Below are 23,932 nucleotides of genomic sequence, written 5' to 3'. Positions count from 1 at the left end.
TCCTTAGGTTCTCGGGTTGCGAGCCCCGGCATTCAAACCTGAGATGAACGTAAGGCGGAAGACCCCAATCCGTAACGTTGCCCTGGGACGAACGTCCAGGACCTTGGTCCCGACCCGTCCCATCTGGGTTCTTTGGGTTTACTTGAGCTTTAGAAGTGACTTACGCGACACCCTGCCGAGCTCCGCCGGGGGCTCTCGTGCCACACTCGTTCCATGCGCGTGTACCTCGGATCCGACCATGCAGGCTTTGAGCTGAAGAACCATCTCGTGGACTGGCTCAAGAACAACGGCCACGAGCCCGTCGACTGTGGGCCCCACATCTACGACGCGGTGGACGACTACCCGCCGTTCTGCCTCCGCGCCGCGGAGAAGACCGCCGCGGACGCCGACAGCCTCGGCATCGTCATCGGCGGCTCCGGCAACGGCGAGCAGATCGCCGCGAACAAGGTCAAGGGCGTCCGCGCCATCCTCGCCTGGAGCGTGGAGACCGCGAAGCTGGGCCGCGAGCACAACAACGCCAACGTCATCTCCGTCGGCGGCCGCATGCACACCCAGGACGAGGCCGTCGGTTTCATCGAGGCCTTCCTCGCGACCCCGTACTCCGACGAGGAGCGCCACACGCGCCGCATCGACATGCTCTCGGCGTACGAGCAGACCGGCGAGCTGCCCCCCATCCCGGCGCACCACCCGCAGGGCTGATTCCGCTTCCGGCCGTGCCACCCGCGAAGCGGGCGGCACGGCCGTTTCCTTTGACGACTTCGAGGAGCCCGCAGTGCCCGAGGGGCATACGATCCACCGCCTCGCGCAGGACCACGCCGAGCGGTTCGCCGCCCGCCCGGTCCGGGTCAGCAGCCCGCAGGGCCGCTTCGCCGAGAGCGCGGCCCTGCTCGACGGGCGCGAGCTGGAGAGCGCCGAGGCGCACGGCAAGCACCTCTTCCTGGAGCTCGGCGACGCCTGGATCCACATCCACCTGGGCCTCTTCGGCAAACTCGGCTTCGGCCCCGCCCCGGCGCCGCCCGCCACCGACACGGTCCGGCTGCGCCTGCTGAACGAATCCCACTACGCCGACCTGCGCGGCCCCACCGCCTGCGAGCTGATCGGCGAGGGGGAGAAGAAGGCGATACACGACCGGCTCGGCCCGGACCCCCTGCGCCCGGCCGACGACCCGGACCGCGCCTGGGCCCGCATATCCCGCTCCCGCACCACCGTCGCCGCGCTGCTCATGGACCAGAAGGTGGTCGCGGGCATCGGCAACGTGTACCGCGCGGAGGTCCTCTTCCGGCACGGCATCGACCCGTACCGGCTGGGCAAGGACCTCACCCGTACGGAATGGGACGCGATGTGGGCGGACCTGGCCGCCCTGATGCGGGAGGGCGTACGCAACAACCGCATCGACACCGTCCGCGACGAACACCTGCCGGAGGCGATGGGCCGCCCGCCGAGGGTGGACGACCACGGCGGCGAGGTGTACGTCTACCGCAGGGCGAACATGCCCTGCCACATCTGCGGGGGCGAGATCCGCACCGCCGACCTCGCCACCCGCAACCTCTTCTGGTGCCCGACCTGTCAGCAACGCTGACCAGCCCCGCCGGCGTTTGAGGCGCGGGCTCTGGGGCGGAGCCCCAGGGCGGGTCCGGGCGGAGCCCGGGGAAACGGTGGAAGGGCGGGTAGGGGACGGCCCCGCGCAGCGGTGGGCGGGGGCCGGCTAGAACCCGTGCGGCAGCCAAGGAGCCACGTCACCGGCGAAGGCCCGCGAAGCCTCCCGCACCGCCCCCGGACGCAGTTCGGCGACCCTCCCCGCCGCCGCCAGCGAGGCGAGCGTGACCCCGCCCAGGTACGCCGCCCCCAGCTCCCGCACCGACAGCACCACCTCCGCCGCCTCCTCGCTCCGCGTCACGCACGCGGCGCCCTTCGCGTCGGCGACCACCCGCCACCGCCCCGCGTTCCACGGGCAGAACGCGTCCTCGACCTCCATCACCACGTCCATCGCGGCCCCGTACGTCCGCGCTCCGAGCGCCGCCGGCAGGTCCACCAGCCGCACGTGCAGCGAGTCCCGTACGCCGGGCCGCGACCTCCGCACGTCGCTGACCAGGTGCAGCACCGGATCGTCCACCGGCCGCCCGTGCGCCCGTACCGTCCACGTCAGGTCGATCCCGAACAGGTAGCGCCACAGCGCCGCGTACGCCGCCGGGTCGAGCGCGTCGAGGTCCGTCACCTCGACCTTCCCGTCGGAACCGGACGGGTCCCACTCCGGCTTCACCCGATATCGGGCGTACCCCACCACCCCGCCGCCCGCGCCCTCCCGCTCGGCCACCACGCACTTCAGCGGCGACCCGCCGCCCCGCATCGCGGGCGCGTCCAGCAGCGGCAGGTGCTCCCAGCCCGGCTGTCGGGCGGGCATGCCCGGGCGGCCCGCGAGCAGCTCCGCGTACACCCGCTCGCAGTCGTCCAGTACGGACGCCGGATCGGCCAGACGTACCGTCACCCCGTCCGTCCCCGGCGGTACGGAAAGTCGTACGCGGGTCGTGTCGATGTCCACGGAAAGGGCGTAGGTCGCGGTGCCGTATCCGAAGCGCCCGTAGATCGCCGGATCGGAGGCCGTCAGCACGGCGAGCGGTTCGCCACCCGCCCGGATGTCGTCCAATTGCCGCCGCATGAGCGAGGTCAGGATCCCGCGGCGGCGGTGGGTGGGGGAGACGCCCACCATCGTGACGCCCGCCGTCGGGACGAGCGCGCCGCCGGGGACGGAGAGGCGGAAGGTGAAGGCACCCGCCGAGCCCACGCAGACCGGACCGTCCCAGACGCCCAGCGACCGCTCCGTCTCCGTCAGCCGCCGATAGAGCTTCCGCTCCGCGGGGGATTCGGGCACTCCGCCGAACGCGAGTTCAAGGTGGTCGTACCAGACATCCCACTCATCGGCCTGCAATACGCGCGTCTCAAGAGCCATATGGCCATCCTTACCAGGGCATTACGCCCCAGTCGACATGTTTTCGAGCGGTGAAAGTCCCTCGGTGCGGGGGTACCCCTGCGCACACACAGCCGACATGGATAGGGTCCCGAAGCAATGGCCGGAGCACGTGTGGAGACGCTCACGGCCCGGGCGCGCATGCTGTCGCACCGGGCCCGTACCGCCCTGCGCAAATCCGCCGTCGACTACTTCCGGGGCGACGCCTCCGACTGGCTCGCCTTCGTCGGGCTGCTGCTCACCGTCCCCGCGATCGCCTGCGGCACGATGATGCTGCCCGTCTGGTTCTCGCCGTCCGCCCTCGTCCTGCCGATCGTCGCCGGCGGCCTGCTGCTGCGCCCCGCGAGCCTCCTGGCCCTCTACGCGGCGTCCGCGGCCGCACTGATCGTCGAGGCCCTGGTCCTCGGCCCGTACACCCAGGGGCCCGCCCGGGTCACGCCCGGCACCGTCCTGGTGGTGGCGGCGTGCGGGTTCTTCGGCCTGGTCATCGCCCAGTTCCGCAGCCGCGTCGGCGTGCCGTGGCGGCGGGGCGGCACCATGCTCTTCGACCTGCGCGAACGCATCCGCGTCCAGAGCAAGCTGCCCGCCCTGCCGCGCGGCTGGCACCGCGAGATGGCCCTGCGCCCGGCGGGCGGCCAGTCCTTCTCCGGCGACTTCGTGGTCGCGGCCCGGACGAACGGCGGCCGGACCCTGGAGATCGTCCTGACCGACGTCTCCGGCAAGGGCATGGAGGCGGGCTCCCGGGCGCTCCTCCTCTCGGGCGCCTTCGGCGGCCTCCTGGGCGCCCTGCCCCCGCACGGCTTCCTGCCCGCCGCCAACGGGTACCTGCTCCGCCAGGACTGGGAGGAGGGCTTCGCCACCTCCATCCACCTCGTCCTGGACCTGGAGACGGGAGACTACGAACTCCTCTCCGCCGGGCACCTCCCCGCGCTCCAGCTATCCGCCGGTACGGGCCGCTGGCAGGAGAAGACCGGCGAAGGTCCTCTCCTGGGCGTCTACGACGGCGCGGAGTTCACCCCCACCCGCGGCAACCTGCGCCGGGGCGACGTCCTGATGCTCTTCACGGACGGCTTGGTCGAGACGGCGGACCGCGAGATCAGCGAGGGCATCGACCGTCTGACGGGCGAGGCGGACCGGTACGTCGCGGCGGGCTGGGAGGGCGCGACGTGGCACCTGATCGAAAAGGTGGCGAAGGACGTCAACGACGACAGGGCCCTCCTGCTGATCCGCCGCTCCCCCTGACCGGGGTGGGGTTTGCCCCACCGCGCGTCCGCCGGTTCGCGCCATGTCGGGCCCGCGCGGTGATCCGTAGCGTCTGGGACACGGACACCGACACCGACACGGACACGACGGCACGCGGCACGCGGCACGGAAGGCGGCACACCATGGGGCTCCGACGGAGCAGGCAGCGCAACGAGGGCCCGGCGCAGGCGTCGCCCGACACGTACGACACCACCACCACGGCCGCCGCCACCACCGCCGCCGTCGAGCTCCGCGGGGTACGTCGCGAGTACGGCCGCGGCGCCGGCGCCGTCCAGGCGCTGCGCGGGATCGACCTCAGCCTGCCGCGCGGCAGCTTCACCGCCGTGATGGGGCCCTCCGGCTCCGGGAAGTCCACCTTCCTCCAGTGCGCCGCGGGACTCGACCTCCCCACCGAGGGCTCCGTCCGCCTCGGCGGCACCGAGATCACCGGCCTGGACGAGAACGAGCTCACCGAGCTGCGGCGCAGCCGCCTCGGCTTCGTCTTCCAGGCCTTCAACCTCCTGCCGTCCCTCACCGTCGAGCAGAACGTGCTGCTCCCGATGCGGCTCGCCGGCGGACGCCAGGACCGAGCCCGGGCCGCCGACCTGCTGGCCCGCGTCGGCCTGGAGGGCAAGGGGCGCCGCCGCCCCGCCGAACTCTCCGGCGGCCAGCAGCAGCGCGTCGCCATCGCCCGGGCCCTGGTCACCCGCCCCGACGTGGTCTTCGCCGACGAGCCCACGGGCGCCCTGGACACCACCACCGCCGCGGAAGTACTCGGCCTGCTGCGGTCCGCAGTGGATTCCCTCGGCGCCACCATCGTCATGGTCACGCACGACCCGGCCGCCGCCGCCCACGCCGACCAGGTGCTCTTCCTCGCCGACGGCCTCATCGCCGACCGCCTCCCGCGCAGCCCGGCCCCGACGATCGCGGCCCGCATGACCACCCTCACGTCCCCGATCCACACGAGAGCCGCGGCGGCCTAGGCAGCGTCGGGCGGCGCGGGTGAGGCAAGATCCGGAAGAGACGGCCTAGTCGAAGCGGATGTGCCGCACCCCGACCAGCGCCCGCCGCAGGCGCCCCCGCAAGGGCCCGTCGGTGTCCGGGGCCGGGTTCAGGCCCGCCGAGGCGGCGATCCGGTCCGCGACCTGCGACACCGTCAGCCGGTCGGTCTCCAGGTGCTCCGCGAACTCCGGTTCCCGGAGCGCCGCCAGGCACCCGTCCAGCCGGGCCACCGCGAAGCTCTCCCGCTTCAGCCCTCGGCCCAGTCCCCGCTCGCGCAGCCTCCGCAGTACGGTCTCCCGCCGCGCGAGCAGCGCGAAGTGCCGTACGTCGTGCCCCCGTTCCCGCAGCCGACCCACCGTCTCCGCGAAGTACGCCGGCTCCGTGACGGTCATCGGCACCAGGACCACACCCGGGTGCCGCGCGGCCGCCAGGTCCAGTACCTCGAACACCCCCTGCCGCCATGCGGGCAGGTCCTGGAAGTCCCCGCGCAGCGCGGCCGGGGTCATCCGGTGCAGCCCGAACCCGACGTGCTCCGGATCGCACACCACGCTCCCCGCCAGCCGCCGGTGCAAGGCGTACGCGGTCTGCGTCTTCCCGCCCCCGAAGGGACCGTTCAGCCACACGATCACGGGGCCACCGCCCTCCACGGACCGAGCCCCAGCTTCCCGGTGTTCCCGAGGTCCACGGGCCGCGCCAACCGGAGGGACAGCAGGGGCGCACCCGACCGGGGCTCGATCTCCACGGTCCGCCCCGACACCGCCGGCGCCGAGAAATCGGTGACGAGGTTGCGCCACACCATCGCCACCGAGGCGGCCTGCCCCGGCGCGAGGGTCAACCACTCCGGGGGCGCGTCCACGTTCGGGACCCCGGTGGTGATGCCCGCCGCCCCGTGCTCGACGGCCACTTCCACCGGCTGGTTCCCGTCGTCCCGCAGCGACAGCCGCGGATACCCCTCCAGTACGTACGGCTGCGCGCCGCAGTTGACCAGCCTGACCTCGGCGACCCGCAGGCCCATCGCGGCGTCCCCGTCCCCCTCGACGAGCCGCACCCCGCCCTCGGGACACGCCGGCTGCGACGGCCGCGCCGACGACGGCCTCGGCGACGACGGCCTCGGCGACGGCGGCCGGAGCGCCGGCCCCGGTACGCCCGTCGGCCCCGGCGCGGCCCGGGGCGGCGGAGGCGTCTCGCAGCCCGCCACCCCCACCAACGCTCCCGACACGGCCACGACCCCCACAGCGCCCCGCACCCACCGCTTCGCGATCATCCTCCGACCCTACGACGGCCGTCGGCGCGAACCGGGCCACTCACCCCGGATTGGCCCGCCCCCGCGCCCCCCGGCGGCACATACCGTGCCCCCATGGACCGCACGCTCGCCGCAGACCTCGCCCGGCTCCCCGAACTCCTCGAAGCCACCCGCCGCGCCGCGGCCGACGCCCTCGGGACCCTGGACGCGCGTCCCGTCGTACCGCCGGCCGGGACACCGCACGCCCCCGAGCCGCTCCCCGACCACGGCGACGGCACGGAGGCGGCCCTCGCCGCCTTCCGCGAGCGCTGGGAGCCCCGCCTGTCGGCCTCCGCCGGCCCCCGCTACCTCGGCTTCGTGACCGGCGGCGCCACCCCGGCCGCCCTCGCCGGGGACTGGCTGACCGCCGCGCACGACCAGAACTCCAACTCCGCCCTCGACGGCGCCGGACAGGACCTGGAACGCGAGACCACCACCTGGCTCCGCGAGCTCTTCGGCCTCTCGGACGCCCACACCGGCACCTTCGTCAGCGGCGCCACCATGTCCAACACCACCGGCCTCGCGATCGCCCGCGAATGGCTCGGCGAACGCCTCGGCGTCTCCCCGGCCGACGACGGCGCCGCCGCCCTGGGCCCCGTACGGGTCCTGTCCGGCGCCCCCCATTCCTCCATCGCCAAGGGCCTTTCGATCCTCGGCCTGGGCCGCAACTCCCTCGTCCAGGTCCCCACCCTCCCGGGCCGGGAGGCCGTCGACCCCGCCGCCCTCGACCGGGCCCTCGCCGACACCCCCGGCCCGGCCGTGGTCGTGGCCAACGCGGGCACCGTCAACACCGTCGACTTCGACGACCTCCGCGCGATCGCCGCACTCCGCGAACGCCACGACTTCTGGCTCCACACCGACGCCGCCTTCGGAGCCTTCGCCGCGCTCTCCCCGGACCACGCCCACCTCACCGACGGCCTCGACGCCTCCGACTCCGTCTGCGTCGACCTCCACAAGTGGCTGAACGTCCCCTATGACAGCGCCGTCCAGTTCACCCGCCGCCGCGACCTCCAGGCCCGCGTCTTCGCCAACTCCGCCGCCTACCTGGGCCCCCTCGGCGAACACCCCGACCTCGTCCACCTCACCCCGGAGAACTCGCACCGGCTGCGGGCCCTCGCCGCCTGGTTCACGCTCCGCGCCTACGGCCGCCGGGGTCACCGCGAGATCGTCGAACGCGACATCGCCTGCGCCCGATCCCTGGCCGAGCACCTCTCGGGAGACCCCTCCTTCCACCTCCTCGCCCCGGTCCGCCTCAACGTCGTCTGCTTCACCCTCGCCGAAGCCCCCACCGAAGCCCGCCTCACCGCCCTCCGGGAAGCGGTCACGCCCGAGGTCTTCCTCACTCCGACCGTCCACGCGGGAACCCCCGCCCTGCGCGCCGCGTTCTCCAACTGGCGTACCACGGACACGGACGTACGCCGGGCCGCCGAGGCCCTCCGTACGGCAGCGAAGGACCTCACATGACGGCGGCCCGACCCCTGACCCTCCTCGAGATCGAGGCCCTCGCACGCAGTGCGCACGAGGGCCAGACCGACAAGGCCGGCCGCCCGTACGCCGAGCACCTCGCGGCCGTCGCCGAGGGCGTCCGGCTGCGCGGCGGCAGCCCCGAACAGCAGGCGGCCGCCTGGCTCCACGACTCGATCGAGGACGAGGCCCTCAGCCTCACCTGGCTGGATTCCGCCGACCTCCCGCAGGCGGTGAAGGACATGGTCCTCGCGGTCACCAAGCGCCCCGGCGAACCGGTCGAGGAGTACACGGCCCGCATCCTGGCCACCCCCGGCGCCCTCCTGGTGAAGGAGGCGGACCTCGCCCACAACGCGGACCCGGCCCGCCTCTCCGTCCTGGACACCGCCACCCGCGACCGTCTGTCCGCGAAGTACGCGTATGTCCGCTCCCTGCTGGGCCTCACCGCCCCCTGAGCGCACAAACGGAACGATGGTGATTCGTCACGAGACGGATAGCCGGGGCCGGTTGGTGGGAGGATGGTCCATGTGGGGGTGTGCTTGGCTGTGCGCCCCGGGCCGACCAGGGGACGACCGAAGGTGTGATCAGTAGTGGCCATTTCGCTGTCAGTGGTGGTTCTGTTGGCGGTCATCCTGGTGGTGCTGATCCGCGGCAACCACATCAAGCCGGGCCCCGCCATCGTCGCCGCCCTCTTCGGCTTCTTCCTCGCGTCGAGCTCGATCGCGGACGACGTGAACCGCTTCCTGAACTCCCTGGCGACGATGATCGCGAACATCCAGCTCTAGCCCCGCTGCGCGAAACGCGGCCCCTGACCACCGGATCCGATGGCCAGAGGCCGTGAGCCCCACACGACGGGGTCACCTCACGGTGAGCGTTCCCGTCATCTGCGGGTGGAAGGAACAGACGAAGGGGTAGGTGCCGAGCCCGGACGGCGCGGTGAAGCTCCCGGAGGCACCCGCGGCGATGCTGCCGGTGTCGAAGGAGCCGTCGGACGCGGTCAGGGAGTGCGGAGTCGAGTCCTCGTTGACCACGGTGACCTTGGTGCCGGGTTTGACCGTCAGGGTCGAGGGGTTGAACTTGAAGTCCTTGATGTGGACTTCCGTGGTCTCGGCCGTCACGCTCGACGCGACGGAGGGCGGGGACGCGGGCGCGGCGCTGGTGCTGGTGACGCCGACGACGGCGAACAGGGCACAAGCGGCGCCGACCGCTGCTGCCCGGGTACGGGTGAACGACATGGTCACCCCTCTCACGATTCTGTGATGGGTCTCGACCGGCCCCGATCCGGTACACGTCCGCCCGCCCTGGGCGGGGCGGCTCTCACACCGCCGCGACGGCCGTGATCGGCCGCACGACGACTCACGGGAAGGTGCCGAGAACCGGTGCGCCGATGACCGAGGCCAACACGCCCGCCACCGACCCCCGCGGCCGGGAACGAACAACTCCCGCCCGGGATCCGGTCCTCACCCCCACTATCCCCAGCCCACCACGACGCGGCCACTTCACAGCCCCCGGGAACGACGAAGGGCCAGGTCGAGGAAACCTCCTCTGACCTGGCCCTTCGTGCTTCAGAGCGGGTGACGGGAATCGAACCCGCGTAGCTAGTTTGGAAGACTAGTGCTCTACCATTGAGCTACACCCGCAACGCACGCGCCGCAGGTCACGGGGACCGCGGCACGGACAGCATCCTAGCGGGTCGTTCAGGGCCGGCGCACACCACTTTCGGGCCCGGCGCGCGGAGCCGTCGAAAACCGGTCGGGAAACTCCGTGCATCGGAGCGTCTCCGGGCATGTACCCTACGTGTCGCACCGACGGGGTGTGGCGCAGCTTGGTAGCGCGTCCGCTTTGGGAGCGGAAGGTCGTCGGTTCGAATCCGGCCACCCCGACCAACAAGATCGCGTTTGCAAGATCGCGTTGTGGGCTGATTGCCGCTTGCGGTTACTATGCAAGCTGCGTGCCCGTGTGTCTGATGTACCGGGCCCGATCCGCAGAACCGCTGAATCGCAGCGAGACGGCGGAGACCCCCAGCAGTCAGCCACAAGGAGACCAAACCGTGAAGAGCGCCGTGGAGACCCTGAACCCGACTCGGGTTCGGCTCACTGTTGAGGTGCCCTTCGAGGAGCTCAAGGACAGCCTCGACGCGGCGTACAAGAAGATCAACCAGCAGGTCACGGTGAAGGGCTTCCGCAAGGGCAAGATCCCTGCCCGCGTCATCGACCAGCGCTTCGGCCGCGGTGCGGTGCTGGAGGAGGCCGTCAACGACGCCCTCCCGAAGTTCTACACCGAGGCGGTCAACGAGGCCGACCTGAACCCGCTGGGTCAGCCCGAGGTCGACATCACCGAGCTGAAGGACGGCGAGCTGCTGGCCTTCACCGCCGAGGTCGACGTGCGTCCCGAGATCGAGATCCCGGACTACTCCGGCATCGAGGTCGAGGTCGACGCGGTCGAGGTCTCGGACGAGGACGTCGAGAAGTCGGTCGAGCAGCTGCGCGGCCGCTTCGCGTCCACCAAGGACGTCGAGCGCGCCGCCGCCGAGGGTGACGTCGTCACCATCGACCTCGAGGCCAAGGTCGACGGCGAGGTGCTGCCCGACGGCGTCGCCTCCGACGTCTCGTACACCATCGGCTCGGGCGAGCTGCTCGAAGGCATCGACGAGGCCGTGAAGGGCCTGGAGGCCGGTGGCGAGGCCACCTTCACCTCCCAGCTGAAGGGCGGCTCCGCCGAGGGCAAGGACGCCGAGGTCACCGTCAAGGTCACCAAGGTCTCCGCCCGTGAGCTGCCGGAGCTGGACGACGAGTTCGCCCAGCTGGCGAGCGAGTTCGACACCATCGAGGACCTCAAGGCCGACAGCCGCAAGCGCCTCGAGAACATGAAGCAGTACGACCAGGCCACGCAGGCCCAGGAGCGCGTCCTGGAGAAGCTGCTGGAGCTCGTCGAGGTGCCGATCCCCGAGAAGCTGCTCGAGGACGAGGTCAACACCCGCAAGCACAACCTGGAGCACCACCAGCTCGGCCAGATGGGCCTGACCATCGAGAAGTACCTGGAGTTCCAGGGCAAGACGGTCGAGGAGTTCGACGCCGAGACCAAGGAGCAGGCGGTCAAGGGCATCAAGACCCAGTTCGTCCTGGACGCCCTGGTCAACAAGGAGAAGCTGGGCGTCGACCAGGAGGAGCTCACCGAGCACCTCATGCGCCGCGCCGCGTCCTCCGGCATGTCCCCCGACCAGTTCGCCCAGGCGGTCGTCGAGGGTGGCCAGGTCCCGATGCTGGTCGGCGAGGTCGCCCGCGGCAAGGCCCTCGCGGTCGTCGTCGAGGCCGCCAAGGTCACCGACACCAACGGTGAGGTCGTCGACCTGTCCGACGAGGACGAGGAGCAGGCGACCGAGACCGTCGAGGCCGTCGTCGACGGTGACGCCGAGGTCGTCGAGGACGAGGCCAAGTAAGGCCCTAGGAGCCTCTGCCTGCAGTACCCCGAGCAGTGCCCGAAGGGCCCGTGCGCAGTCGCGTGCGGGCCCTTCGGCATAGGGGCCGGCGCGGGCCCCGCGCCGGGCCCCGCGCGGCCCCGCCAAGGCCCTCGTACCTTGCGCTCCGAGCGAACAGTTCGGGAAGCGGGATGGCGTTGTCCGACCTGCGCGTTAGGGTCCATGAATACGAGGGCACGTGAGTACCCGGAACCACCCGGACGCCGGCGGACCTTTCCGCTCCGGCCGGGCCGCGCCCCAGAACGAGACGCTGAGACGGCACATGGCCGTCGGAGACGAGCAGGTGGATACGTGACGAATCTGATGCCTTACGCCGCGGGTGAGCCGTCCATCGGTGGCGGCCTCGGCGACCATGTCTACAACCGGCTGCTCGGCGAGCGGATCATCTTCCTCGGCCAGCAGGTCGACGACGAGATCGCCAACAAGATCACGGCGCAGCTCCTCCTCCTGGCCGCCGAGCCGGAGAAGGACATCTACCTCTACATCAACAGCCCGGGTGGCTCCGTGACTGCGGGCATGGCGGTCTACGACACCATGCAGTACATCCCGAACGACGTCGTCACCATCGGCATGGGCATGGCGGCCTCCATGGGCCAGTTCCTGCTGACCGGCGGCGCCAAGGGCAAGCGCTTCGCCCTGCCGAACACCGACATCCTGATGCACCAGGGCTCCGCCGGCATCGGCGGCACCGCGTCGGACATCAAGATCCAGGCCCAGTACCTGCTGCGCACCAAGCAGCGGATGGCCGAGATCACCGCGTTCCACTCGGGCCAGACCGTCGAGGCGATCATCCGCGACGGCGACCGCGACCGCTGGTTCACCGCCGAGGAGGCCAAGGAGTACGGCCTCATCGACGAGATCATCTCGGCCGCGTCCAACGTGCCGGGCGGCGGCGGCACCGGGGCCTGATCACGCCCCACCGCCAGTACCGAGCAGCCGACAGCCCGCAGAACGCCACCAGGATGGTGAACACCCAGATGCAGAACAACTTCTCCGCGAGCGGCCTCTACTCCGGCCCGCAGGTGGACAACCGCTACGTCATCCCGCGCTTCGTCGAGCGCACCTCGCAGGGCGTGCGCGAGTACGACCCGTACGCGAAGCTCTTCGAGGAGCGCGTGATCTTCCTCGGCGTGCAGATCGACGACGCCTCCGCCAACGACGTCATGGCGCAGCTGCTGTGCCTGGAGTCGATGGACCCGGACCGCGACATCTCGATCTACATCAACAGCCCCGGCGGCTCCTTCACGGCGCTGACGGCGATCTACGACACGATGCAGTTCGTGAAGCCGGACATCCAGACGGTCTGCATGGGCCAGGCGGCCTCCGCCGCCGCGGTCCTGCTCGCCGCCGGCACCCCCGGCAAGCGCATGGCCCTGCCGAACGCCCGCGTGCTGATCCACCAGCCGTCCGGCGGCACCGGCCGTGAGCAGCTCTCCGACCTGGAGATCGCGGCCAACGAGATCCTGCGCATGCGCGACCAGCTGGAGACGATGCTGGCCAAGCACTCGACGACGCCGATCGAGAAGATCCGCGACGACATCGAGCGCGACAAGATCCTCACGGCCGAGGACGCCCTCGCGTACGGCCTGATCGACCAGATCGTTTCCACCCGCAAGACCAACAGGGCCTGACAAGGCCCGTCCTTGCCGTCAGACGGCGTGGGGACGCCGTCGGATTCGGCGATGTGAACCACGTCAAGGGGGCCCCGCACGGGGCCCCCGGCAAGGTACCGTCGGATATGAGGCACCAGGAGCGCTGAACCAAGCGTCTCCCAGGCGAAGGGGAAGCACCTCGTGGCACGCATCGGTGACGGCGGCGATCTGCTCAAGTGCTCGTTCTGCGGAAAGAGCCAGAAGCAGGTGAAGAAGCTCATCGCAGGACCCGGTGTGTACATCTGCGACGAGTGCATCGACCTCTGCAACGAGATCATCGAAGAGGAACTCGCGGAGACCTCCGAGGTGCGGTGGGAGGAACTCCCCAAGCCCCGTGAGATCTACGAGTTCCTGGAGAGCTACGTCGTCGGCCAGGAGCCGGCGAAGAAGGCGCTCTCGGTCGCGGTGTACAACCACTACAAGCGGGTCCAGGCCGGCGAGAACGGCGGCGCGCAGGGCCGGGACGACGCGATCGAGCTCGCGAAGTCCAACATCCTGCTGCTGGGCCCCACGGGCTCCGGCAAGACCCTCCTCGCGCAGACGCTGGCCCGCATGCTGAACGTACCGTTCGCCATCGCGGACGCGACGGCGCTGACGGAGGCCGGGTACGTCGGCGAGGACGTCGAGAACATCCTGCTGAAGCTGATCCAGGCGGCCGACTACGACGTCAAGAAGGCCGAGACCGGGATCATCTACATCGACGAGATCGACAAGGTCGCGCGCAAGAGCGAGAACCCGTCGATCACGCGTGACGTGAGCGGCGAGGGCGTGCAGCAGGCCCTGCTGAAGATCCTGGAAGGCACGACCGCTTCCGTCCCGCCGCAGGGCGGCCGCAAGCACCCGCACCAGGAGTTCATCCAGATCGACACGACGAACGTGCTCTTCATCGTGGGCGGCGCCTTCGCCGGCCTGGAGAAGATCATCGAGTCGCGTGCGGGCGCCAAGGGCATCGGCTTCGGGGCGACGATCCGCTCGAAGCGCGAGATCGAGGCGAGCGACCAGTTCCAGGAGGTCATGCCGGAGGACCTGGTGAAGTTCGGGATGATCCCCGAGTTCATCGGCCGTCTGCCCGTGCTGACCTCGGTGCACAACCTGGACCGAGAGGCGCTGCTCCAGATCCTCATCGAGCCGCGCAACGCGCTGGTGAAGCAGTACCAGCGACTGTTCGAACTCGACGGCGTCGAGCTGGACTTCGAGCGCGAGGCGCTGGAAGCCATCGCGGACCAGGCGATCCTCCGCCAGACGGGCGCGCGGGGCTTGCGCGCCATCATGGAAGAGGTCCTGATGTCGGTGATGTACGAGGTCCCGTCCCGCAAGGACGTGGCCCGCGTGGTCATCACGGCGGACGTGGTCCGCTCCAACGTCAACCCGACGCTGGTCCCGCGCATCGTCCCGAAGGACCAGGGACCGCACGAGAAGTCGGCGTAGCGAACACGGCAACGCGGAAAGGGGCGCCCCCGGTCGGGGCGCCCCTTTCCGCGTCATGCCGACGCGCCGTCAGTTCTTCACGCGCGCCGTGTTGTAGAGCTTCGCGGCGAGGTCCGCGTCCTGCTCCAGGGTGTAGCCAGGCTTCCCGGCGAGGAGGGAGGCCACGTCCGAGGCGGTGACCACGGCCAGGGTGCTGTAGTCACCCCAGATGCAGATCGGGAGGGTGGCCTCCTTGGGGCCCTTGGCCGTCGTGTCCTTGGAGGTGAACTTGACCTCCTGGCACTTCATGACGGCGCCCTTGAAGCCGGCCGGGTTCATCTCCTTGGGGCTGCCGACGAGGGTCGCTTCGGTCTTGCCGTCCTTGGCGGCGTTCGCCTGGAACATGGCGAAGTAGCCGTCCACCGTCTTCTCCGGGTCGGCGATCTCGCCGTAGAGACCGGAGAAGTTGAGGGTCTTCATGGACAGCGGGTTCTTCGGGTCGCCCGACTGGTAGGCCATGCCCACCTGGGTGGGGTTCTTGATGCCCGCGGCCTCGGCTTCCTTCTTGTCCTTGTCGGTCATCTGCTGCGGCTTGTACTTCGGGTCCTGCTTGAAGTCGTCCACCGCGGGCGGGGGGACCAGCTTGTAGCCCTTGGTGTCGGAGGCGATCGAGCCGCCCGCGCCGCCGCCCTTCGTGAAGTACCAGCCGGCGCCGCCGATCAGCGCGACCGCGACGACTATGCCGATGATGACGCCCGCCTTGGACTTCTTCGGGGGCGTGCCGCCGTACGGGGCCTGCTGCTGGTAGCCGTACGCCTGGGTCGGCGGCTGCGGCGGGTAGCCCTGCGGGGGGACGCCCGGCTGCTGTTGCGGGTAGCCGTAGCCCGGCTGCGGGGCGGGCTGGCCGTACGGGCCCGGCGGCGGCGGGGGCTGCTGCCCGTACGGTCCGGGCTGCTGCGGCTGCTGGCCGTACGGCCCCGGCTGGTTGTAGCTCATCTCTGCGTCCCCCTCAGGAACTTCTTCTGCTTCTTTAGGAACCTCTTATGCTGCCCACATCCTTGCGGAAGATCGAAAGGGTTCGGGCGCCGGGGTCCCAGGCGTTACGCAACTACGACGCACCGGCGACGAACTACTTCGCGGGGACCTCCATCGCGGTGCGCAGTTCACGGGCGCGGCCGGCGAGTTCGTCGATGGTCACCGGCTTGTTCTCGATCGGGACGGTGACGGTCACCAGAGAGCTGTGGTCGCCCCACATGCACAGCGGCAGCGACGCCCCCTCCACCGCGAGCGTGCCGCAGCGCATCGCGCCGCCGGCGGGCGCGCCCGCGGGGTGGGTGGATATGTCGGCCTCCTTGACGCCCATGGACTTCAGGCCCTTGGTGAGTTCGGCTCCGGGGTCCTCGTCGCCGAAGGCGGCCTGGGAGCCGCTGACCACCAGTTGCGCGGTGCCCGACTGGTCGGCGTAGACCACGGCCACCCGCTTCGTGCCCTTCTTCTCGGCGCCCTGGCCCTGCTTGATGGCGTCGACCCGGGGCCCGGAGTCCTGGAGGGTCAGGCCCTGGAACGTGGTGGGCGGGACGATCTCGTACTTGCCGGCGTCGTCGGGGCCGCCGAGGGCCGCGCCCAGGGCGAGCTTGACGGCGATGGCCCCGACGGCGAAGCCGATCACCGCTCCGACGCTCTTGAAGGCGCGCCTGCTCTTGGCCGGCGCCGGCGCGGGCTGGGGGTACGGGGACGGGTACGGGGGCTGGGGAGGGGTCTCGTTCATGCTGCGCATCAGATGGCTCCGGAGCGGCCGAACGCAATGGGCGGCCCGGCTGCGGTATCGATTCGTAACGGAGGCGGGACCCCCCGTATCCTGTGCCCCGTGACCGAGAACACGCAGACACCCAGTGCCCCCGACTCCGAACTGCCGACCACGTACGCGCCGGCCGAGGTAGAGGGGAAGCTCTACGAGCGCTGGGTAGAGCGTGGGTACTTCACGGCCGACCCCGCGAGCGAGAAGCCCGCGTACACCATCGTCATCCCGCCGCCGAACGTCACCGGTTCGCTCCACCTGGGCCATGCCTTCCAGCACACGCTCATGGACGCCCTGACCCGCCGCAAGCGCATGCAGGGCTTCGAGTCGCTGTGGCTGCCCGGCATGGACCACGCCGGCATCGCCACCCAGAACAAGGTCGAGCAGCAGCTCGCCGAGGAGGGCAAGTCCCGCCACGACCTGGGCCGCGAGGAGTTCGTCGAGCGGGTCTGGCAGTGGAAGGAAGAGTACGGCGGCAAGATCCTCGGCCAGATGCGTCGCCTCGGCGACGGCGTCGACTGGTCGCGCGAGCGCTTCACCATGGACGAGGGGCTGTCCAAGGCCGTCCAGACGATCTTCAAGAAGCTCTACGACGACGAGCTGATCTACCGCGCCGAGCGCATCATCAACTGGTGCCCGCGCTGTCTGACGGCCATCTCCGACATCGAGGTGGAGTACCAGGAGGACGCCGGCGAGCTCGTCTCCATCAAGTACGGGGAGGGCGAGGACACCCTCGTCGTCGCCACCACCCGCGCCGAGACGATGCTCGGTGACACCGCCATCGCCGTCCACCCGGACGACGAGCGCTACAAGCACCTGGTCGGCAAGCTCATCAAGCTGCCGCTCACGGACCGCTCGATCCCGGTCGTCGCGGACACCCACGTCGACCCGGAGTTCGGCACCGGCTGCGTCAAGGTGACCCCGGCGCACGACCCGAACGACTTCGCCATCGGGCAGCGTCACGACCTGCCCAACATGACGATCATGGACGAGCACGGTGTCATCACCGTCCACGGCCCCTTCCTCGGCCTGGACCGCTTCGAGGCGCGCAGCGCCGTCGTCGGCGCCCTGCGCGAGCAGGGCCGCATCGTCGCGGAGAAGCGCCCGTACCTGCACTCCGTCGGCCACTGCTCGCGGTGCAGCACGACCGTCGAGCCGCGCCTGTCCCTCCAGTGGTGGGTCAAGGTCGAGACCCTCGCCAAGGCCGCCGGTGACGCGGTCCGCGACGACCGGGTCACGATCCACCCCAAGGAGATGGAGAAGCGGTACTTCGACTGGGTCGACAACCTCAACGACTGGTGCATCTCGCGCCAGCTGTGGTGGGGTCACCGCATCCCGGTCTGGTACGGCCCGAACGGCGAGGTCGTCTGCGTCGGACCCGACGACGAGGCGCCCACGGGCGAGGGCTGGACCCAGGACACGGACGTCCTGGACACCTGGTTCTCCTCCGGCCTGTGGCCGTTCTCCACGCTCGGCTGGCCGGAGAAGACCCCGGACCTGGCGAAGTTCTACTCCACCGACGTCCTGGTCACCGGCCACGACATCATCTTCTTCTGGGTCGCCCGGATGATGATGTTCGGCCTGTACGCCATGGACGGCGAGGTCCCGTTCAAGACGATCGCGCTGACCGGCCTGGTCCGTGACGAGCGCGGCAAGAAGATGTCGAAGTCCTTCGGCAACGTCGTCGATCCGCTGGACTGGATGGACAAGTACGGCTCCGACGCCGTCCGTTTCACCCTGGCCAAGGGCGCCAACCCCGGCACCGACGTCCCGATCGGCGAGGACTGGGTCCAGGCCTCCCGCAACTTCGCCAACAAGATCTGGAACGCGACCCGCTTCGCGCTCATGAACGGCGCCACCATCGAGGGCGAGCTCCCGGCCCCCGAGCAGATGTCGGCGACCGACCGGTGGATCCTGTCCCGCCTGAACAAGACCGTCGCGCAGGTCGACGCGTACTACGAGGACTTCCAGTTCTCGAAGCTCAGCGAGTCCCTCTACCACTTCGCGTGGGACGAGGTCTTCGCCTGGTACGTCGAGCTGTCGAAGACGACCTTCTTCGCCGGCGGCGAGCAGGCCAAGGTCTCCGGCCGGGTCCTCGGCGAGGTCCTCGACGTCATGCTGCGCCTGCTGCACCCGGTCGTCCCCTTCGTCACCGAGACGCTGTGGACCACGCTGACGGGTCGCGAGTCCCTCGTCATCGCGGACTGGCCGAAGGACAGCGGCTTCCGCGACGAGGCCGCCGAGGCCGAGATCGAGCAGGTCCAGGCCGTGGTCACCGAGGTCCGCCGGTTCCGCAAGGAGCAGGGCCTCCAGGACGGCCAGAAGGTCCCGGCCCGCCTGGACCTGACGGGCACGGCGCTGGCCCCGCACGAGGGCGCCATCCGCCAGCTGCTGCGCCTCCAGCCGGAGGGCGACTCCTTCAGCGCCACCGCGACCCTCCCGGTCGCCGGCGCCACGGTCGCGCTCGACCTGTCGGGCACCATCGACGTGGCCGCCGAGCGCAAGCGCCTATCCAAGGACCTCGCGGCCGCCGAGAAGGAGAAGCAGCAGGCCGAGGCGAAGCTGGGGAACGAGGCGTTCATCGCCAAGGCCCCCGACAACGTCGTGGACAAGATCAAGGGCCGGCTGGCCAAGGCCGAGGCGGACATCGCCCGGCTCCAGGCCCAGCTGGACGGGCTGCCGGCCGCGTAACACCCCGTACGGCGCAAGGCGCGAAAGGAAGGGCCCCCGCACCACGGTGCGGGGGCCCTTCCCCGTTCACCCCGCCAGGCCCGGGCCGAAGCGGGTCAGGACCAGCACCGCCACCACCGCGTACCCGGTCAGCGGGACCAGCCGGTGGGGGAGTGCCCGCAGCCGGGAGCCCGGCGCCGACAGGTGCCGGGTGAGCCCCGGCCGGCAGCGCCGCGCCCAGCCCCGACAGGGCCGCGAAGCCCGGGATGCCGAGCAGCTACGGGCGCCTCACCGGGCCGGGGCAGGGCGCAAGGTCATCGGCGCAGGGACCTCCGACCTGTCCGAAGTGCCCTAGATCACGCCATGCGCGGCCCTCGTGGATCATCACCGGCGCCGGCCAGCACGGATGATGGAGGGCATGCACGCGAAGCCCGCCCTCTCGGCGCTCCACCGGGTCACGGCCCGCGGCGCCCGGCTCACGCGGGGCTGGTCCGCTTCGCCGCGTGCCATGGACGTGCTCACGGCACTGAGCTGCCTGGGCCTGACGGCCATCGACCTGCCGGGCCTGGCGGCCGCCGACAACTCGCTGACCGGCCGTTCCGCGGCCGTCGTCCTCGCGCTCGGCTGCTCCACCCTGCTGGTGCGGCGCCGGATGCCCTGGATCTCGTACCTCGCCGCGCTGCTCTTCATCGGTTGGCTGCACGAACTCACCCTGATCCAGTTCGCCCTGTACTCGGTGGGCCGCTACCGGGGGCGCCGGGCCGGTGTCCTCGCCACCCTCGGCTACCTCGCCTTCGCGCTGTTCCTCTTCTGTTGCGTGCCGGGGTGGCCCGAGACCGACCACGAGTCGCTCACCGGCTTCCTCGGCATCGTCGTGCCCATCGGGGTGCTCGCCTCGGCCGTCGGCATCGCCGCCTACCGGCACGACCTGGTCGCGGAGCTGACCGCGCGCCGGGCGGAGGCCGCCGTGCTCCAGGCCGTGCAGCAGGAACGCACCTCGGTCGCCCGGGACGTCCACGACTTCGTCGGGCGGGAGCTGACCCTGCTGACGGTGCGCTCCGAGGTGCTGTCGGTGCGCTCGCGCGAGACCTCGTACGCCAAGGACTTCGAGGAGCTCGCGGACACCGCGCGCCGGGCCCATCTGGTGCTGAACGAGATCATCGTGCAGCGCGGTGAACGGGCCTCGACCCCGGGGGTGGAGGGGCTGGCGGCGCTCGCGGAGGAGAGCGGGCGCGCGGGTTCTCCCGTACGCCTCGCCATGGACCCGGAGGTGAACGGGCTGTCGCCGCTGCGGCAGGCGGCGGTCTACCGGGTGGTGCAGGAGTGCCTGACCAACGCGGCCAAGCACGCGCGCGGCGAGACCGTCGAGGTGTCGATCGCGGCGGACGGGCCACGGCTGCGGATCGCCGTCAGCAACGCGCTGCCCGCCCGCACCCCGGGCCGGGCCCCGGTCTCGGCGGGCTCGGGGACGGCGAGCATGTCCGAGCGCGTGCGCAGCCTGGGCGGCACCCTGACGGCGACGCGCACGGAGGACTCGTACGAGGTCGTCGCGACGCTCCCGCGCGGGTAGTTCCCCTTCGTCCGGTCTAGGCCTTCGCCGGGGTGAGGAGGTCGCTCAGGGTGTCGAGGTCCTCGACGCAGCGGCCGGAGCCGAGGGCCACGCAGTCCAGCGGGTCGTCGGCGACGAAGACCGGGATGCCGGTCGCGGAGGCCATCCGCAGGTCCAGGCCGGGCAGGAGCGCGCCGCCGCCGGTCAGGACGATGCCGTGTTCCATCACGTCGCCGGAGAGCTCGGGCGGGCATTCCTCCAGGGTGGTGCGGACGGCGGCGATGATCGCCTCGACCGGTTCGTCGAGCGCGGCCCGTACGTCCGGGGCGCCGAGGACGAGGGTCCGCGGCATCCCGCCGACCTTCTCGCGGCCCCGCACGGTGAAGGTGAGCGTCTCCAGCTCGGGGCGGTCAGGCACGGGCCAGGCGGAGCCGATGGCGACCTTGACGTCCTCGGCGGTGCGCTCGCCGACCAGGAGGGCGTGCTCCTTGCGCACCCAGTCCATGATCGCCGCGTCGAGCCGGTCCCCGCCGACCCGCAACGACCGGGAGGTGACGATCCCGCCGAGCGAGATCACGGCGACCTCGGAAGTGCCGCCGCCGATGTCGACGACCATCGAGCCGCGCGGTTCGGCCACCGGTAGCCCGGCGCCGATCGCGGCGGCCATCGGCTCCTCGATCAGGTGCACGCTCCTGGCGCCGGCCCGGGTCGAGGCGTGGACGATGGCCCGCCGCTCCACCGGGGTGACGCCCGACGGTACGCAGATCACCATCCGGGTGCGGGGCCGGCGGCCGGGGACGGCCTTGCGGACGAAGTGCCGGATCATCTCCTCCGCGGCCTCGTAGTCGCAGATCACCCCGCCCCTCAGGGGGCGGATGGCGGTGATGGAGCCGGGGGTGCGGCCGATGGTCTCCTTGGCCTCCGCCCCGACGGCCAGGGCCGTGGTCGTGCCCGCCTTCACGGCGACCACGGACGGCTCATTGAGGACGATCCCGTGCCCCCGTGCGTAGACCAGGGTGTTCGCGGTCCCCAGGTCTATCCCTATGTCGCGGCTGGATCCTGTCGATTTGCTGCTGGCCTGCGGCATTTGTTCCCCTATCTGCTGTCCGCAAGGCTTGCATGACGATCACGTCGCTCCCGCCGTCGAAGGTCCCGAAACGCCCGGGTCGAAAGTCCCGGGGGTCGGCGTCCGTAGACTGGGCGTGTGAGTGAGCAGCAGCCCGAGAGCCACGACCGCGACAAGTTCGACGAGTTCGACCAGATCGTGGCGGAAGAGTCCGACCGCGACCCCGACCTGGCGGTGATCGAGGCCGGCAGCCGCACCCTGCGCACCCAGGCCGGACCGCCCTCGGGCGACCCGGTACCCGCCCGGCCCACCGACCCGGAGGTCGCCAAGGCGCTGCTGGAGGTGGAGCAGGAGCTCTCCACCCGCTGGGGCGAGACCAAGCTGGAGCCGTCGGTGACGCGCATCGCGGCGCTGATGGACGTACTGGGCGAGCCGCAGCGCGCGTACCCGACGATCCACGTCACCGGGACCAACGGCAAGACCAGCACGGCCCGCATGATCGAGTGCCTGCTGAACGCCTTCGAGCTGCGCACCGGCCGCTACACCAGCCCGCACGTGCAGTCGATCACCGAGCGGATCAGCCTCGACGGCGCGCCGATCGACGCCGAGCGGTTCGTCGAGACGTACCACGACATCAAGCCGTACGTGGAGATGGTCGACGCCAGCGAGGACTTCCGGCTGTCGTTCTTCGAGGTGCTGACCGCAATGGCCTACGCGGCCTTCGCGGACGCCCCCGTCGACGCCGCCGTCATCGAGGTCGGCATGGGCGGCACCTGGGACGCGACCAACGTCATCGACGCCGCGGTCGCGGTCATCACCCCGATCAGCCTCGACCACACCGACCGGCTCGGCAACACGCCCGGCGAGATCGCCCTGGAGAAGGGCGGCGTCATCAAGCAGGACGCGACCGTGATCCTGGCCCAGCAGCCGGTGGACGCGGCGCAGGCGCTGCTGAAGAAGGCCGTCGAGGTCGACGCGACCGTCGCCCGCGAGGGCATGGAGTTCGGCGTCGTCTCCCGCGAGGTCGCGGTGGGCGGGCAGCAGCTGACGCTGCGCGGAATGGGCGGCGAGTACGACGGCATCTTCCTGCCGCTGTACGGCGCGCACATGGCGCACAACGCGGCGGTGGCGCTGGCCGCCGTCGAGGCCTTCTTCGGGGTCGGCCAGGAGGGCGCGCGCGTCCTGGACCTGGAGACCGTGCAGCGGGCCTTCGCCTCGGTGACCTCGCCGGGCCGCATGGAGGTCGTCCGGCGCAGCCCGACGGTGGTCCTGGACGCGGCGCACAACCCGGCGGGCGCGGTGGCCACCGCGGAGGCGGTCACCGAATCGTTCGGCTTCAGCCGGCTGATCGGTGTCGTGGCCGCGAGCGGGGACAAGGACGTGCGCGGGGTGCTGGAGGCCTTCGAGCCGATCTTCGCGGAGGTCGTGGTCACCCAGAACTCCAGCCACCGCTCGATGGACGCCGACGAACTGGCCGCCATCGCGGTCGAGGTCTTCGGCGGCGACCGGGTGCAGGTGGAGCCGCGGCTGGACGACGCCCTGGAGGCGGCGATCACCCTGGCGGAGGAAGAGGCCGAGTTCGGAGGGGCCGGGGTCCTGGTGACCGGTTCCGTGATCACGGTGGGCGAGGCCCGCCTGCTGCTGAAGAGGGGCTGAGGAATGCGCACGCTGTGTGCCTCGACGCTGATCGGCGAGTTCTTCGTGATCGGTTTCGCGGGCCTTGTGGCCATGAAGGACCCGGACCTGACGCAGGCCACGGTCTGGACGGTCTGCGGGGTCGCGATGCTGCTGTCGGTGCTGCTGTGCGGGATGCTGTCGCGTCCCGGGGCGGTCCAGCTGGGCTGGGCGCTGCAGATCGGCCTGATCGTGAGCGGGTTCGTCGTACCGACCATGTTCTTCCTCGGCGCGGTGTTCGCCGGGCTGTGGTGGTGCTCGGTGCACTACGGCCGCAAGGTCGACGCGGCCAAGGCCCGCTGGGCGGCGATGGCGGAGGAGTCCGCCGGCTGACCTGCGGTCCGCACACCCACCCGCCCCCGTGAGCCCCGGCCTCCCAGCCCGGCGGCGCGCGGTGGGTCGGGCCCTGGGAAGCCCCGGCGGGCCCTTCCGGCCTCCGGCCCGCCCCGGCTGTCGGCCCGCCAGGCTTGCCCGCCCGACCCTCCGGGCCCGTCGGCCTTCCCAGGCCTGGCGGCCCGCCTGACCATCTCCGCGAGCCGCGCGAGGTGCGGGGGCGGGGAGCCGCCGGGCCCGGCTCGGCTGCCTGGGGCACCCGAGGGCCGGCCCGCCCGGGGGCCCGGCTCGTCCGTCCGGCCGCCCGCCCGCCCGAGGGCCCGGCTCGTCCGTCCGGCCGCCCGCCCGAG

The 23,932-nt window shown here is 71.1% G+C and carries 22 protein-coding genes and 2 tRNA genes; 16 read left to right on the top strand and 8 right to left on the bottom strand.

What is annotated here, in order from left to right; all coding sequences use genetic code 11:
- The first annotated feature begins 213 nt into the window (after positions 1-213).
- Complete coding sequence (locus ACFYYJ_RS13955) at positions 214-699, top strand: ribose-5-phosphate isomerase (RefSeq protein ID WP_385122561.1); 486 nt, start codon at positions 214-216, stop codon at positions 697-699.
- A 73-nt stretch (positions 700-772) separates the two neighbouring features.
- Positions 773-1,579, top strand: coding sequence for an Fpg/Nei family DNA glycosylase (locus ACFYYJ_RS13950; RefSeq protein ID WP_389131954.1), 807 nt, complete (start codon positions 773-775; stop codon positions 1,577-1,579).
- Positions 1,580-1,705: 126 nt separating this feature from the next.
- Here ACFYYJ_RS13950 and ACFYYJ_RS13945 read toward each other — a convergent pair whose 3' ends face one another.
- Positions 1,706-2,947: a GNAT family N-acetyltransferase gene (locus ACFYYJ_RS13945; RefSeq protein WP_385365909.1), complete on the bottom strand. Its 1,242-nt coding sequence runs from the start codon at positions 2,945-2,947 to the stop codon at positions 1,706-1,708.
- 117 nt (positions 2,948-3,064) lie between these two features.
- Between ACFYYJ_RS13945 and ACFYYJ_RS13940 the strand changes: the two genes are divergently transcribed.
- Complete coding sequence (locus ACFYYJ_RS13940; protein ID WP_384745534.1) at positions 3,065-4,207, top strand: PP2C family protein-serine/threonine phosphatase; 1,143 nt, start codon at positions 3,065-3,067, stop codon at positions 4,205-4,207.
- A 143-nt stretch (positions 4,208-4,350) separates the two neighbouring features.
- Complete coding sequence (locus ACFYYJ_RS13935; protein ID WP_389131949.1) at positions 4,351-5,190, top strand: ABC transporter ATP-binding protein; 840 nt, start codon at positions 4,351-4,353, stop codon at positions 5,188-5,190.
- 45 nt (positions 5,191-5,235) lie between these two features.
- Here the strand turns inward: ACFYYJ_RS13935 and ACFYYJ_RS13930 are convergent, their stop codons facing one another.
- Positions 5,236-5,838 (bottom strand): AAA family ATPase, encoded by a 603-nt coding sequence (locus ACFYYJ_RS13930; RefSeq protein WP_385122553.1) that lies wholly within the window; start codon positions 5,836-5,838, stop codon positions 5,236-5,238.
- Positions 5,835-6,473, bottom strand: coding sequence for a DUF4232 domain-containing protein (locus ACFYYJ_RS13925; protein WP_389131945.1), 639 nt, complete (start codon positions 6,471-6,473; stop codon positions 5,835-5,837). The genes ACFYYJ_RS13930 and ACFYYJ_RS13925 overlap by 4 nt, the downstream gene beginning before the upstream one ends.
- A 93-nt stretch (positions 6,474-6,566) precedes the next feature.
- Between ACFYYJ_RS13925 and ACFYYJ_RS13920 the strand changes: the two genes are divergently transcribed.
- The 3 genes from ACFYYJ_RS13920 (at position 6,567) to ACFYYJ_RS13910 (ending at position 8,740) form a co-directional block, all read left to right on the top strand.
- The gene (locus ACFYYJ_RS13920; protein WP_389131943.1) at positions 6,567-7,955 is read left to right on the top strand and encodes a pyridoxal phosphate-dependent decarboxylase family protein; all 1,389 of its coding nucleotides are present in this window, start codon (positions 6,567-6,569) and stop codon (positions 7,953-7,955) included.
- Positions 7,952-8,410: an HD domain-containing protein gene (locus tag ACFYYJ_RS13915; RefSeq protein ID WP_385366632.1), complete on the top strand. Its 459-nt coding sequence runs from the start codon at positions 7,952-7,954 to the stop codon at positions 8,408-8,410. Before ACFYYJ_RS13920 ends, ACFYYJ_RS13915 begins: the two co-directional genes overlap by 4 nt.
- A gap of 135 nt (positions 8,411-8,545) precedes the next feature.
- Positions 8,546-8,740: a hypothetical protein gene (locus ACFYYJ_RS13910; RefSeq protein ID WP_376661036.1), complete on the top strand. Its 195-nt coding sequence runs from the start codon at positions 8,546-8,548 to the stop codon at positions 8,738-8,740.
- A 72-nt stretch (positions 8,741-8,812) separates the two neighbouring features.
- Here the strand turns inward: ACFYYJ_RS13910 and ACFYYJ_RS13905 are convergent, their stop codons facing one another.
- Both ACFYYJ_RS13905 and ACFYYJ_RS13900 read right to left on the bottom strand, forming a co-directional pair.
- The gene (locus tag ACFYYJ_RS13905) at positions 8,813-9,190 is read right to left on the bottom strand and encodes a cupredoxin family copper-binding protein (RefSeq protein WP_385366631.1); all 378 of its coding nucleotides are present in this window, start codon (positions 9,188-9,190) and stop codon (positions 8,813-8,815) included.
- Positions 9,191-9,524: 334 nt separating this feature from the next.
- A tRNA-Gly gene (locus ACFYYJ_RS13900) sits at positions 9,525-9,595 on the bottom strand.
- Positions 9,596-9,764: 169 nt separating this feature from the next.
- Here ACFYYJ_RS13900 and ACFYYJ_RS13895 point away from each other — a divergent pair.
- From ACFYYJ_RS13895 to clpX, 5 genes are all read left to right on the top strand, one after another.
- Positions 9,765-9,841: transfer RNA gene (locus ACFYYJ_RS13895), tRNA-Pro, on the top strand.
- 164 nt (positions 9,842-10,005) lie between these two features.
- Positions 10,006-11,394: a trigger factor gene (gene tig, locus ACFYYJ_RS13890; protein ID WP_389131939.1), complete on the top strand. Its 1,389-nt coding sequence runs from the start codon at positions 10,006-10,008 to the stop codon at positions 11,392-11,394.
- A gap of 330 nt (positions 11,395-11,724) precedes the next feature.
- Positions 11,725-12,342, top strand: coding sequence for an ATP-dependent Clp protease proteolytic subunit (locus ACFYYJ_RS13885; protein WP_376661033.1), 618 nt, complete (start codon positions 11,725-11,727; stop codon positions 12,340-12,342).
- A gap of 53 nt (positions 12,343-12,395) precedes the next feature.
- On the top strand, positions 12,396-13,064 hold the full coding sequence (locus tag ACFYYJ_RS13880) for an ATP-dependent Clp protease proteolytic subunit (RefSeq protein WP_384588417.1): 669 nt from the start codon (positions 12,396-12,398) through the stop codon (positions 13,062-13,064).
- Positions 13,065-13,226: 162 nt separating this feature from the next.
- Positions 13,227-14,513 (top strand): ATP-dependent Clp protease ATP-binding subunit ClpX, encoded by a 1,287-nt coding sequence (gene clpX, locus ACFYYJ_RS13875; protein ID WP_030026955.1) that lies wholly within the window; start codon positions 13,227-13,229, stop codon positions 14,511-14,513.
- Positions 14,514-14,582: 69 nt separating this feature from the next.
- Here the strand turns inward: clpX and ACFYYJ_RS13870 are convergent, their stop codons facing one another.
- Positions 14,583-15,488: a hypothetical protein gene (locus tag ACFYYJ_RS13870; RefSeq protein ID WP_389131934.1), complete on the bottom strand. Its 906-nt coding sequence runs from the start codon at positions 15,486-15,488 to the stop codon at positions 14,583-14,585.
- A 133-nt stretch (positions 15,489-15,621) separates the two neighbouring features.
- Entirely contained in the window at positions 15,622-16,260 is a 639-nt protein-coding gene (locus ACFYYJ_RS13865; RefSeq protein WP_389131932.1) for a hypothetical protein, read from the bottom strand.
- Positions 16,261-16,359: 99 nt separating this feature from the next.
- Here ACFYYJ_RS13865 and ACFYYJ_RS13860 point away from each other — a divergent pair, with 99 nt between their 5' ends.
- Together ACFYYJ_RS13860 and ACFYYJ_RS13855 are read left to right on the top strand one after the other, a co-directional pair.
- Positions 16,360-18,981 carry a valine--tRNA ligase gene (locus tag ACFYYJ_RS13860; RefSeq protein ID WP_385122534.1) on the top strand — a complete coding sequence of 874 codons (2,622 nt, stop codon included), beginning with the start codon at positions 16,360-16,362 and terminating at the stop codon, positions 18,979-18,981.
- 397 nt (positions 18,982-19,378) lie between these two features.
- Positions 19,379-20,530 carry a sensor histidine kinase gene (locus ACFYYJ_RS13855; protein ID WP_385122531.1) on the top strand — a complete coding sequence of 384 codons (1,152 nt, stop codon included), beginning with the start codon at positions 19,379-19,381 and terminating at the stop codon, positions 20,528-20,530.
- A 16-nt stretch (positions 20,531-20,546) separates the two neighbouring features.
- On the opposite strand, the gene ACFYYJ_RS13850 is transcribed toward ACFYYJ_RS13855, so the two are convergent.
- Positions 20,547-21,596 carry a rod shape-determining protein gene (locus ACFYYJ_RS13850; RefSeq protein ID WP_389131927.1) on the bottom strand — a complete coding sequence of 350 codons (1,050 nt, stop codon included), beginning with the start codon at positions 21,594-21,596 and terminating at the stop codon, positions 20,547-20,549.
- Positions 21,597-21,713: 117 nt separating this feature from the next.
- Here ACFYYJ_RS13850 and ACFYYJ_RS13845 point away from each other — a divergent pair, with 117 nt between their 5' ends.
- Together ACFYYJ_RS13845 and ACFYYJ_RS13840 are read left to right on the top strand one after the other, a co-directional pair.
- Entirely contained in the window at positions 21,714-23,231 is a 1,518-nt protein-coding gene (locus ACFYYJ_RS13845; protein ID WP_385122527.1) for a bifunctional folylpolyglutamate synthase/dihydrofolate synthase, read from the top strand.
- Positions 23,232-23,234: 3 nt separating this feature from the next.
- Complete coding sequence (locus ACFYYJ_RS13840; RefSeq protein ID WP_385122525.1) at positions 23,235-23,582, top strand: DUF4233 domain-containing protein; 348 nt, start codon at positions 23,235-23,237, stop codon at positions 23,580-23,582.
- Positions 23,583-23,932: the final 350 nt, after the last annotated feature.

The organism is Streptomyces sp. NPDC002467, from assembly GCF_042889825.1.
GTDB lineage: Bacteria > Actinomycetota > Actinomycetes > Streptomycetales > Streptomycetaceae > Streptomyces.
The sequence above is the reverse complement of the archived record's forward strand: the minus strand, read 5'-3'. Positions and strand labels throughout refer to the sequence as shown.